The 12,792-nt window shown below is 44.3% G+C and carries 7 protein-coding genes and 2 tRNA genes; 8 read left to right on the top strand and 1 reads right to left on the bottom strand.

Annotated elements, in window-relative coordinates; all coding sequences use genetic code 11:
* Positions 1–37: 37 nt before the first annotated feature.
* The 4 genes from HXT52_RS01200 (at position 38) to HXT52_RS01215 (ending at position 4,271) form a co-directional block, all read left to right on the top strand.
* Positions 38–1,951, top strand: a complete 1,914-nt coding sequence (locus tag HXT52_RS01200; RefSeq protein WP_421776010.1) for an ABC transporter ATP-binding protein — start codon at positions 38–40, stop codon at positions 1,949–1,951.
* Positions 1,951–3,984, top strand: coding sequence for an ABC transporter ATP-binding protein (locus HXT52_RS01205; protein ID WP_421776011.1), 2,034 nt, complete (start codon positions 1,951–1,953; stop codon positions 3,982–3,984). Before HXT52_RS01200 ends, HXT52_RS01205 begins: the two co-directional genes overlap by 1 nt.
* Before the next feature lie 98 nt (positions 3,985–4,082).
* A tRNA-Asp gene (locus HXT52_RS01210) sits at positions 4,083–4,156 on the top strand.
* A 42-nt stretch (positions 4,157–4,198) separates the two neighbouring features.
* A tRNA-Phe gene (locus tag HXT52_RS01215) sits at positions 4,199–4,271 on the top strand.
* 56 nt (positions 4,272–4,327) lie between these two features.
* Here the strand turns inward: HXT52_RS01215 and galE are convergent.
* Complete coding sequence (galE, locus tag HXT52_RS01220; RefSeq protein WP_421776012.1) at positions 4,328–5,338, bottom strand: UDP-glucose 4-epimerase GalE; 1,011 nt, start codon at positions 5,336–5,338, stop codon at positions 4,328–4,330.
* Positions 5,339–6,133: 795 nt separating this feature from the next.
* Between galE and HXT52_RS01225 the strand changes: the two genes are divergently transcribed.
* From HXT52_RS01225 to dnaE, 4 genes are all read left to right on the top strand, one after another.
* Positions 6,134–7,429, top strand: a complete 1,296-nt coding sequence (locus HXT52_RS01225; protein ID WP_421776013.1) for a DivIVA domain-containing protein — start codon at positions 6,134–6,136, stop codon at positions 7,427–7,429.
* Positions 7,430–7,524: 95 nt separating this feature from the next.
* A complete protein-coding gene (locus HXT52_RS01230; protein ID WP_421776169.1) occupies positions 7,525–8,130 on the top strand; it encodes a signal peptidase II in 606 nt (201 codons plus the stop codon).
* A gap of 2 nt (positions 8,131–8,132) precedes the next feature.
* Positions 8,133–9,128: an RluA family pseudouridine synthase gene (locus HXT52_RS01235; protein WP_421776014.1), complete on the top strand. Its 996-nt coding sequence runs from the start codon at positions 8,133–8,135 to the stop codon at positions 9,126–9,128.
* A 45-nt stretch (positions 9,129–9,173) separates the two neighbouring features.
* A complete protein-coding gene (dnaE, locus tag HXT52_RS01240; RefSeq protein ID WP_419388838.1) occupies positions 9,174–12,740 on the top strand; it encodes a DNA polymerase III subunit alpha in 3,567 nt (1,188 codons plus the stop codon).
* Positions 12,741–12,792: the final 52 nt, after the last annotated feature.

Genomic DNA, 12,792 nt, shown 5'->3' on the forward strand with positions numbered 1-12,792 from the left:
ACTATTGAACTTAATAATCACTTAGGGAAGGGGCGCAATGGCGGAGGAAGTAACGCGAAAATCGTCAAAGCAATCAAAAAACCGCACCAACCGTACTTCTCACGCCTTACGCACCATTTTTCATTCTTTAAAAAAGTATCGTCTACTTGGAATTCTTACTTCCGTAACAATCATTTTTGAAGCGGCAATGCAAATTATGATTCCGTCTGTAATGTCAAGTCTTATTGATTTTGGCATTGTGGCGCGCTCCAATTCCGCCGCATGGTATTACGGTTTTCAGTTGCTTATTTTTGCTGCGTTTTCTGTGATTGCAGGCGCTATTTCAGGCGTTTGTTGCGCGCATTCTAGCGCCGGTTTTGGTAAGAATTTGCGACATAATATTTTTTCGCAACTGCAAGCTTTAAGTTTTTCTGATTTAGATAAGTTTTCTACCGGCACGATTGTAACCCGCATGACGAGTGACGTGTCGAATGTGCAGTTTGCTTACCAGCTAATCATTCGCTCAGGCGTTCGTAGCGTTATTATTATTGCGGTCGCCTGGTGGTTCACTTTTTCAATTAGTCCTGCTATTTCTTGGGTTTTTCTTAGCTTTGTGCCGATTGTTGGTTTAATTGGAGCGGTTGGTGCTGCAATTGTTGCACCTAAATTTATGCGAATTTACCGTATTGTTGATGAGCTGAACAATCAGGTTGGTGAGAATTTACACAATATTCGCGTTGTGAAGTCTTATGTGCGTGAAGATTATGAAAATAGCCGTTTTATGCGGATTTCTCTTAAACTTTACGAGCATTTTCTTAAGGCGGAGTATGTGCTTAATTACAGTATTCCGTTGTTTAATTTGTGTTTTTATACAGGAATGTTGCTTGTTGCGTGGATGGCTTCGCGCGAAATTGTGGCTTCTGGAAATAATCCTGCTTTTGGCTTAACTACAGGAAATCTTGCGGCATTAGTAGTGTTTGCGCTGCAAATTTTATTTGCGCTTGCGAATTTGGTTGCAGTTTTTGTTATGACTGTAACGGCGCGCGCTTCTATGCATCGAATTGCTGCTGTTCTGCAATCTAAAAACACTGAGACTGTTTCTTCTAAGCCACTTACCGAGCTTTCCGACGCTTCTGTGCGTTTTGAGCATGTTTCGTTGAAGTATTCGAATTCAGATAATTCAAATAATCCAGATAATTCAAATAATCAAAATAATTCAGAGAATCCATATGAAAACGCTCCTGCGGAACGGGAAATTTTACAGGATATAAACTTGAGTATTCCTTCCGGATCAACTGTTGGAATTGTGGGCGCAACTGGTTCTGGAAAATCAAGCCTTGTGCAACTTATTGCAAGGCTTTACGACGCAACTTCCGGCGCGATTTTTGTTGGTGGCGCGAATATTTTAGATTATAATCCACAAAGTTTGCGCGAAGAAGTTGGCGTTGTTTTGCAAAAAAATATTCTGTTTAGTGGCACAATTTCCGAAAATCTTCGTTGGGGAAGTAAGGATGCCAGCGACGAAGATTTGCGCGAGGCTTGCAAAATTGCTTGCGCCGACGAGTTTATTAACGATTTGCCAGATTCTTACAACACTTATATTGAGCAGGGCGGTAAGAATATTTCAGGCGGTCAACGTCAGCGTTTGTGTATTGCTCGAGCGCTTTTAAGAAAGCCTAAAATTTTAATTCTCGACGACTCAATGAGCGCTGTAGATATGAAAACGGATCGTAAAATCCGTGAAGGCTTAAAGAATTTTATGCCAGATTCCACGCAGATTATTGTGGCTCAGCGCATCTCCTCAATCGAGCACGCAGATATTATTGTTGTTTTACAAAACGGCCGCATACTTGCCCAAGGATCTCATGAGGAATTGATTAAGTCTTGCGAGATTTATAAAAATATGGCTGCATCTCAAGCAAAAAGTCGCGTGCAAAGTCAGGGAAATATTGCGAAAGAAGGTGTTGAATAATGACTACAAATAAAAACACTCGCGCAATAAATTGGCCAGCTCTAAAACGTCTTGCTTCTTGCGTAATGGTTTATCGTGCAAAAATTTTCGTAATTTTAGTCGCGATTATTGTGAGTTCTATTGTTCAAGCGGCTTGCGCAATGTTCCTGCAATCTCTTGTGGATGTGTATATTCTTCCGCTTATTGGCAAGCATAATCCGGATTGGACGCCGCTTTTGCGCATGATAATTATTATGGCGAGCGTGTATGCAGTTGGTGTGTTCAGCTGCTGGCTTTGGAGCAGGTTGGTTGCGCAAATTGCGGAAAGTGTTATGCGCGATTTGCGTAACACAATGTTTAAACATCAGCAAAAGCTTTCGCTTAAATATCTTGATTCTCAAGGCTACGGCGATGTTATGAGCCGCTATACGAACGATACTGAAGTTCTTCGTGAAGCGATTTCTTGGGCTTTTCCGGACTCTTTTTCTGCACTTATATCTCTTACAGCAGCCTTTGTGTCTATTATGTGGCTTTCGCTTCCTATTGCCGCTTTTGTGGTAGCGTTTACGGCTTTGCTGCTTTATTTAGTCAGATTTATGCTTAAGCGCTCCGGAAAACTTTTTGAACAATTCCAAACCGCTTTGGGCGAGTTGAATAAATTTGTTGAAGAATCAGCTACCGGCAAAAAAGTCATTAAAATTTTCAATCACGAAGATGCTACAACAAAAAAATTAGATATTTACGCTGAAAAAGTGCAAAAACTTTCGGCAAATGCTAATTCTTACGCAAATAATGTAATGCCGGTAATTAGTAACGCAAGCTACCTTCTTTATGTGCTTATTGCTTTGCTAGGTGCGTGGGCAGTTTCTGCAGGAATTCCAACTTTTGGTCTTGCCTCCTCTGGTCCTCTTACGCTTGGAACGCTAATATCGCTTCTTACTCTTTCGCGCGCGTTTATTAACCCTATTGGCGAAATCACAATGCAAATTAATTCGCTTATGATGGCTTTGGCTGGAGCGTCACGCATTTTTGAGTTTCTTGACGAAGATCCTGAACCAGATTCTGGCACTGTTCGCCTTGTAAAAGTAAGGATTGGTCAATCTTCTGAGCATCTTTCTAGCGAATCAACATTTAAAGTTTTGCAAGAAGTTGACGAAAAAGAAGAAGGCGCGAATATTTATTGGGCTTGGAAGCGTGATGCTAAAGATAACGGCACTAAAGCAACTAAGCGCGCGCAGGAATTAAGTCAAATGGCTCAAGAGGTGGTTTGCCATGCAAAACGAGACGCTCTAACCTCTGAAGATGGCAGATACACTTTGCTTCGAGGAGACGTGCGCTTTACAGATGTTGTGTTTGGCTACGATTCCAAAAAACCTGTTTTGCATGATATTACTTGGTTTGCAAAGCCGGGGCAAAAAGTTGCTTTAGTTGGTGCTACGGGTGCTGGCAAAACTACTATTGCTAATTTGCTTACGCGTTTTTACGATATTGACGACGGTCAGATTTTGTACGACGGAATTGACGTGCGAGATATTCTAAAAACGGATTTGCGTTACGCTATTGGCACAGTTCTTCAGGACGTGAACTTATTTACAGGCACAATAATGGATAATATTCGCTACGGAAACCTAGAGGCTAGCGATGAAGATTGTGTTAATGCCGCAAAATTAGCTCATGCTGATGCTTTTATTTCTAAACTTAAAGATGGTTATAATACAAAGCTTACTGGCGGAGGAGAAGATCTTTCGCAAGGTCAAAAGCAGCTTATTGCGATTGCTCGCGCGGCTGTTGCAAATCCGCCGGTGCTTATTTTGGATGAGGCAACTTCTTCAATCGATACTCATACTGAGGCTTTAGTGCAGCACGGCATGGATTCGCTTATGGAAGGGCGCACTGTGTTTGTAATTGCGCACAGGCTTTCTACGGTTCGCAATGCGGATGTGATTATGGTTTTGAATCACGGCCAAATTATTGAGCGTGGTTCTCACGAGGAGTTGTTAGCTAAGCGCGGGGAGTATTATCAGCTTTGCACTGGCGCGATTGAGCTTGAGTAGCGTTTTATTTGTGGGCAACACGCCGAAAGAGCTGAGCACTTGCTTTTTGGTGAGGATTCTGTAAGATAGTGACTTGGCTGTTCGAGAGAATAAGCCACGGCCCCGTAGCTCAGTTGGTTAGAGCGCCGCCCTGTCACGGCGGAGGTCACCGGTTCAAGTCCGGCCGGGGTCGCGATTAGTAAAGGCCCGGTTCGCCGGGTTTTTTATTCATCATGGCTCTGTAGCTCAGTTGGTAGAGCGAGCGACTGAAAATCGCTAGGTCAGCGGATCGATCCCGCTCGGAGCCACAAACAAAAAACGCGCGGCAATTTTGTCGCGCGTTTTGCTTTATCTAGTCAGTCTACTAGTCAATCTGCTTCCACGATTCAACGTCAATATGATGTTCAGGATTTGCTTGCCAAGCTGCCCAAGCAGATTCCACAATATCTTTTACATCGTAGCGAGCATGCCAGCCCATTTCCTCATTAATGCGCTTCGGGCTGCCAATAAGCTGAGGAGGGTCTCCTGCTCGGCGATCCATCACAGTTTCCTTAAATGGAAGGCCTGTAACTTTTCGTACTTCTTCAACAATCTCGCGCACGGAAGTGCCCTTACCGGTTCCAACGTTAAACGCATCGTACTTGCGTTCGTCACGATCCAAATACTTAAGCGCTTCAAGATGAGCGTCTGCCAAATCCGAAACGTGAATGTAGTCACGAATGCAAGTGCCATCGGCAGTAGGGTAGTCGTCGCCAAAAATAGCAGGAGCTTTACCGCGCTGCAAACGTTCAAAAAGCATAGGAATCAGGTTCAAAATTGCAGGATCTTCTAATTCCACCGGACCGCAGCCTGCAACATTGAAATAACGCAGTGCGCAGAAGCGAATGCCGTAAGTGTGCTCGCAAGCGCGCGCCATCCACTCGCCAAAAAGCTTAGTTTGTCCGTAAGGGTTGATTGGAATCATAGGAACAACGTCTTCTGGCACAACATCAACAGGTGGAACGCCGTAAGTTGCTGCGGAAGACGAGAATACTAGCTTCTTTACCCCGCTATCTTTCATGCCCTCAAGAACATTCAGCATACCGTTAATATTCTGCTGATAATACCAAAGAGGCTTTTCAACGGACTCGCCAACCTGCTTTCTGGCAGCAAAATGAATTACGGAATCAACATTCTCGTCCTTCATAATTTGCGCAAGACGTGCCCCGGCATCTGGAGATGCAATATCCATGCCATAGAGTCGAGCGCCTTCGATTCTAGTAGGGTTTCCGTAGCTTAAATCGTCTACTACAACAACATTCTGATTTATTTTATGTAAGGCGTGAACTACGTGTGCTCCAATGTAACCGCATCCGCCTGTAACAAGAACAGTCATTATTGACCTTTCCTAATATTTTGTATCTTTGTATAATCTCTGCAATTATATCTCGCCAAACTGAACTATAGGTTATTTTACATATTGATTGCTGTGGCGCGAGTTTTGGTGGATTTCTCTCCTCGCATGCGCAACGACCTGCTTTCGCGCAGCATTGTGCGCGCGAAAGCAATTCGGAGCGTGAGCTTGCTCAGGTGGAAAGTCCAGTGGACTTTCCACGCAAGCTCAGTAGCGAACGCGCTTTGCGCGGAAGCGTTCCTTCGGGCGCTTTATTCTTAAACGTTTTAACAATAAGCTCGCGTTTTATTACGCTCGCTTGCGAAACTCGCGTTGGAAGTCCACTGGACTTCCAACTTAAGCGAGTTTCCGCATTGAAGTGCCTACGCGCGCTACGCTTTAAGCGCTACGGCAAGTCAATGCGCCCAGTCCTCTTTTAGTGCTCGTAAAGAAATCCACCAAACTCTGCGTGCTAATTCGTTAATAACCGTGCTAATCGCAGAGATTTTTCGATTTTTCTTCTTCGCTCGACGAATCAGCAGCCTTCGGCTCTGACGTTCGCCTCGCTCAGTGCGAAAAATCTCAAATCTCACCACACGAATATCCACACGACTGAATGACGTACAGCTAATATTTAAAACAAACTATAAATTTGCGTGCGGTTTATACGTAATTTTTTATAAAATCGGCGTTTTGCGCATAAATTTTCGCATTATTTGCCCTAATTTTCTGCGTACGTGATAGCATCGAATAGATATATATCAATGAGATGCGTCCCAAAAGCGAGGTGTAAAGCATATGACTCTGTTGACGCCTAAGGACATTCGAGAGCATACCTTCCAGATTGTACGTTTCAAGGGAGGATATGACGTTGACGAGGTTGACGAATTTCTCGATCAAGTTACAGAAACAATAGAAGCGCTTGGTCAGCAGGCAGTGCAGGGACTTGGTGCTTCCACACAATCCCTCGGCCGCGATGTTGCGGGCTTGAATACCAAGATTGCTGAGTTGACTTCTAAAGTTGAGTCCTTAACTCAAGAAAATGAAACGTTGCGTAACGCTGCTAAGCAGCAGGGCGGATCTAATGAATCTGCTGAAAAGCTTGAGGCGACTGAAACTAAGTTGCGTGAAGCTGAAGAAAGCAACCGTGCTCTTACCGCTCAAAACCAGCAGCTTAAGGAGCAGCTGGATGGCTTGGGTGCTCAGGTTGATCAGCTTACTGCTCAAACCGCTAAGGCGGATAACGCGGATCAGGTTCAGAAGGAACTTGAAACTGTTACTCGCGAGCGCGATGACTTCCGTGCAAATAGCGAAAACTTGGGTCGTGAGCTTGAAACTGTTCGTCAGCAGCTTGTTGTTACCCAGCAGGAAAACGCTAAGGTTCAGGAGCTTTCTAAGCAGCTTGAAGAATCTCGTCAGCGTGAAGAGCAGCTTCGTCAACAAGTTTCTAAGATGGAGCCAAATACTGAAACTGGTAGCTTGCAGAAGATTGCTGGCGCTGGTGCTGATGCCCAGGGTTCTGAGCCAGAGCGCGCAACTGCTATGTTGACTCTTGCAATGCAATTGCACGATCAGTACGTTGATAAGGGCAAGGCTAAGGCTCAGCAGATTGTTGAGGAGAGCCAGGCTCGTTATAACGAAACAGTTGCTAAGGCTGATGAGTATTCTGAGCGTACTCGTTCTGAGGCAGATGAGTACAATAAGCAGACTCGTGGCGATGCTGATGATTATTCTGCACGTGCTCACAATGAGGCTGATGCTTACTCTGGTAAGGTTCGTCAGGCTGCTGACGATTATGCTAAGCAGACTCACGATCAGGCTGATCAGTACGAGTCCGAAGTACAGCACCGCGCTGCAGACTATGATTCTACAACACGCACCGCTGCCGACGCTTATGCTCGTCAGGTGCGCGAGAATCTTGAGAAGCAGACTCAGGTTATTGAAGGCAATATTCAGAGCCTCAAGCAGTTTGAGACTGAGTATCGCACTCGCTTGACTGACTTCCTTGGTCAGTTGGTTGCTCAGGTTTCTGACGAAAACGCGTATGCTGCTCTTGGTCAGAAGCAAGCTTCCAATGAGGATACGCAAGAGTAGTTTTCTTCTTAAAGCGCGTAACTTTTAAATGTTTGTGCGTTTTAAGCAGATGCTGTTTTTATTTACAGATCGGATAAAAATTGACGCATAGAGATGTGCGTGTGAAACGGCTGCGTACTCGCGCAGCCGTTTTTGCACTTGTTGTTATTGTTGGGCTTGTTGTGGATCGTCTTAGCAAACTGTGGGCTCTTAGCGCTTTACAGTACGGAAAGCAGATTGTTTGTATTCCTAATTCCTTAATGCTTTCGCTTGTGCGAAATGGCGGTGCTTCGTTTGGTCTAGGCTCTGGATTAACTAGTTTTATTAGCATAGTGGCGATTTTGGCTTGTGTAGCTATGCTTGCTGCAGTTCGTCGCACAAAATCTTTGCAGTGGACGATTGTGCTGTCTTTAGCATTTTCCGGCGCTTTTGGCAATTTGATTGATCGCGCAATTTATGCCGAGCATTTTTTGGACGGCAAAGTTGTTGACTTTATTAACTACGGTTGGTCAGTTGGTAACGTTGCGGATATTATTCTTGCTATTGCTGGCATTTGGTTTGTTGGTTTGATTTTGTTTGAAACGCCGTTTAAGCCTGGCGAAAGTGATGACGAAAGCGCTGAAGAAAGTACTGACGAAAGCACTGACGAAAGCACTGATGAAAATACTTCCGAAAATACTTCCGAAGGCGCTGACGAAAATACTGACGAAAGCAACAATTAATTATGCAAAGCAGTATGCTGGTTCCTGAAGATTTAGTTGGTTGCCGTTTTGACGTTGCAGTTTCAAAATTACGCAGTATTTCGCGTTCAAAAGCAAGCGATTTTATTTCAAAAGGCTCTGTGCGTATTGCTAATCGTAAAGCAAATAAATCTTCGCTGATCGATTGTGGCGATGAAATAATATTCGATGATTTAGTTGGCGAAGATTTTGCTGAAAATAGTTGCAAAAATGATGCGCTTCAAGACGAAAGCCAGCAAAATAATCAAATAGAGCTACAGCTACAAAATCAGGCAATCGAACAAAGCATGAAAATCGCTTATAAAGACGAAGATATTGTGGTTGTAGATAAGCCTGTTGGAATGGCTGCTCACAAAGCTCAAGGCTGGTGTGGTCCAACAGTGGGAGAGGCTTTAGAAAAGCGCGGAATTAGTATTTCGCATACTGCTGGAGATGAAAATCGCCGTGGTATTGTAAGTCGTCTTGATGCTGGCACAAGCGGCCTAATGCTTGTTTGCAGAACAGATTTAGCGTATGAAGAAATGAAAAAGCAGTTTGCTAATCACACTGTTAAAAAAACTTATCATGCGCTAGTACAAGGCGACTTAACGCAAAATAAAGCAACAATTGAAGCTCCTATTGGTCGCGCAAAAGTTTCGGATTTTCGTTTCACAATCACGCCAGATGGAAAACCTGCTGTTACGCATTGGGATGTTCTTGAACGCTTCGGTCAAGCAACTTTAGCAAGTGTTAACTTGGAAACTGGGCGCACTCATCAAATCCGCGTGCATTTTACGTCTATTGGTCATCCTTTGGTAGGGGATTCAATGTATGGAGCGAACCCAGTTTTGGCTAAAAAGCTTGGTTTAACAAGGCAGTGGCTTCACTCTATGGAGCTTATTTTTACGCATCCTAGAACGGGCAAAATTATTAGAGTAGAGTCGAATTATCCTTCTGATTTGCAACACGCTTTAGAAGCTATGCGAGAATTATCAAAGTAGCGTTTTTGCATTTTTCGGTCAGCTTTCGCTTATAGAATATCATTTATGACTCAGCCGGAAACCAACTTCGTACATTTGCACAATCACACGCACTATTCGCTTCTTGATGGTGCGTCGAAAATCCCTGATTTAGTTAATCGTGCTAAAGAGTTGGGCATGCCGGCTGTGGCTATTACAGATCACGGAAACATGCACGGCGCGTACGAAATGTGGAGCACTGCTGTAAAAGCCGGAATTAAGCCGATTATTGGTATTGAAGCGTATGTTACTCCTGAAACCGCAAGACAAGATAAAAGTCGCGTGCATTGGGGCACGGAAGATCAGCGTGCAGACGATGTTTCGGGCGGCGGCTTAATTACACACATGACTTTGTGGGCGCAAAACGATGAAGGCTTAACAAATCTTCTTAAAGCTTCGTCTGTTGCAAATCTTGAAGGCCGTGTAATGCGTTACCCACGTATGGATAAAGATGTGCTTTCAACCTACTCAAAAGGCGTAATTGCGTCTTCAGGATGTCCTTCTGGAATTATTCAAACGCGTCTTCGATTAGGCCAGTTCAATGAGGCTTTGCGTGCAGCCGGAGAGTTTCAGGATATTTTTGGTCGCGACAATTTCTTTATTGAACTTATGAATCACGGGCTTTCAATCGAAACGCGCGTAACTAAAGACTTGCTTGAGATTGCAAAAAAGCTTAACGCTCCGCTGCTTGCTACGAACGATTTGCATTACGTTCACGAGGAGGATCGCGAAGCTCAAGATGCTATGCTTTGTATTAATTCAGGCTCTAGGCTTGACGATCCTGACCGTTTTAAGTTTGACGGTTCAGGATACTATTTGAAGTCTGCTGAGCAAATGCGCGAGCTTTTTAAAGAGTTTCCAGAGGCTTGTGACAATACGCTTGAGATTGCTCGACGCTGCAATGTTATGTTCGACGACGGCGAAGATGGCGCTTTTATGCCGCAATTTGACTGCCCGGAAGGTTGGGATGAGACTTCGCTATTCCTTAAAAAAGTTGAGGAAGGTTTGGAGCGTCGTTACAACAACAACATTCCAATGGAAGTGTTAAAGCAGGCTGACTACGAGTGTGGTGTGATTTGCCAAATGCAGTTCTGCGGCTACTTTTTGGTTGTTGCAGACTATATTAACTGGGCTAAAGCGCATGGTGTAATGGTTGGACCTGGTCGTGGTTCTGCTGCAGGCGCTATGGTTGCGTACGCAATGGGCATTACTGAGCTTGATCCTATGAAGCATGGCCTTATTTTTGAACGCTTCTTAAACCCAGAGCGCGTATCCTTGCCTGATATTGACGTTGATTTTGACCCGGATGGTAGAGCAAAAGTTCTTGAATACGTTGGCGAAAAATACGGTAGAGATAAGGTCGCTCAGTGCGTTATTTACGGAACGATTAAAACTAAGCAGGCTCTTAAAGATTCCGCACGTATTATGGGATACGAGTTTTCAGTAGGTGAAAAAATTACGAAAGTTCTTCCGCCTGCAAAAAACGGCAAAGATATGAGCTTGCACGATATTTTCGACGAAAAAAGCAAGCGTTACGCTGAAGCGCGCGAGTTTCGCGAAATGTACGATACGGATCCAGATACGCATCGTATTACGGAAGAAGCTAAGGGCATTGAAGGTTTGATTCGTCAAACTGGTGTGCATGCTTGTGCAACAATCATGGGCTCGGAGCCAATCACAAACACCTCGCCGCTTCTTGAGCGCACTGACGGCACGATTACAACAACATTTGAGTATCATACTTGCGAAACACTCGGTCTTGTAAAAATGGACTTTCTGGGGCTTTCCAACTTGACAGTTATTCGCGATACTTTGCGAAATATTAAAAATAATGGAAAGGATCCGATCGACTATACGAAAATTCCTTTGGACGATAAAGCTACTTATCAGCTGCTTTCTAGGGGAGATACTTTAGGCGTTTTCCAGCTTGATTCCGACGGTATGCGCGCTCTTCTTCGCACCCTAAAGCCGGATAATTTCAACGATATTTCGGCTTTGATTGCACTTTATCGTCCAGGTCCTATGGATATGGATTCGCATACGAATTACGCTAAGCGCAAGAACGGTTTGCAAGATATTATTCCAATCCATCCGGAAGTTGAAAAGCCTCTTAAAGAAGTTTTGGACGAAACTTACGGTCTTATTGTTTACCAGGAGCAGGTGCAGTCTGCTGCGCGTATTTTAGCGGGCTACAGTCTTGGTAAGGCAGACGTTTTGCGTCGAGCAATGGGCAAGAAGAAGCCGGAAGTGCTGGCAAAAGAGCAAGTTCCATTCTTTGAAGGTATGAAAGCGCACGGATATTCTGAAGAAGCTGCACAAGCTGTGTGGGATGTTTTGGTTCCGTTCTCCGGCTACGCGTTTAACAAAGCTCACTCTGCAGCTTACGGATTAATTTCTTACTGGACGGCATACTTAAAAACGCATTATCCTGTTGAATTTATGGCAGCTTTGCTACAAAACGAGCGCACGAATAAAGACAAAACTGCACTGTATTTGGGCGAAGCGCGCCGCATGGGTATTCAAGTTTTGCAGCCGGATGTTAACGAGTCCGTTCTTGAATATTCTGCAGTTGGAGATGTTGTACGCTTTGGTTTGGGCGCTATTCGTAACGTTGGAGACAAGGCTGTAAACGATATTATTTCTGAGCGTGAAGCTGGACGCGGACGTTTCGTAAACTTTATGGACTTTGTAAAGCGCGTGCCAATTAGCGCACTTAATCGTCGCCTAGTGGAATCTCTTATTAAAGCTGGTGCTTTTGATTCGATTGATCCAAACCGTCGTGCGTTGCTGCAAATTTGCGACCCTGCAATCGATTCTGTGATTGCGCTTAAACGCAAGCAGGCAGAAGGTCAGTTTGATTTATTTGCCGACATTGACTCGTCTTCTGACTCATCGGACGATACTGGTTTGGGAGATATGCAAATCACTGTGCCGGATGTTGAAGAGTGGGATAAAAAAACGAAGCTTAATTTTGAGCGAGAAATGTTAGGATTGTACGTTTCTGATCATCCACTAAGCGGATTGTCTGCAGTTTTGGCAGATTTACGAGAAATGTCAATTGCTCAACTGATTGACCGCGCAAGAACTATGAGCGACGGCCAACAAGTAACAATCGCGGGTCTTGTTACAAGCGTAGATAGGCGAGTGTCTCGAAAAGGTAACGCTTGGGCAATAGTCACAGTTGAAGACATGGAAAGCTCAATACAATGCATGTTCTTTGGCAAAGTTTACGAAGCTTCGGCTCAAGAGCTTGCAATTGACCAGGTTGTGCGTATTCGCGGACAAGTTGAAGTGCGTGATGAAACTGTGTCTATGCGCGCAACCGAATTTGAAGTGCCAACGTTGGAATCAGTGGACGAAAGACCAATAACTATTGTGGTTCCGCGCAAAGCTTTAGATAAAGGTCATGTGGAAGAATTGAGCAATATTTTAAGCCGTCACCCTGGGTGCTGCCAAGTGCGTTTGGCTTTGCTTGATGATTCTGGGCGTGCGCAAGTTCTTACTTTTGGCGACCGTTTCCGCGTTAAGCGTGACACTTCGCTGTTTGCGGAAATGAAAATCGTATTTGGATCCAACTGCTTGCCGAGCGCGTAAAAAATATGCAGTATTAATTTGGTAAAATATGATTTTAAGAAGCTGTATTGAA

The sequence above is a fragment of the Gardnerella sp. KA00288 genome, assembly GCF_049244085.1.
Classification (GTDB): domain Bacteria; phylum Actinomycetota; class Actinomycetes; order Actinomycetales; family Bifidobacteriaceae; genus Bifidobacterium; species Bifidobacterium greenwoodii.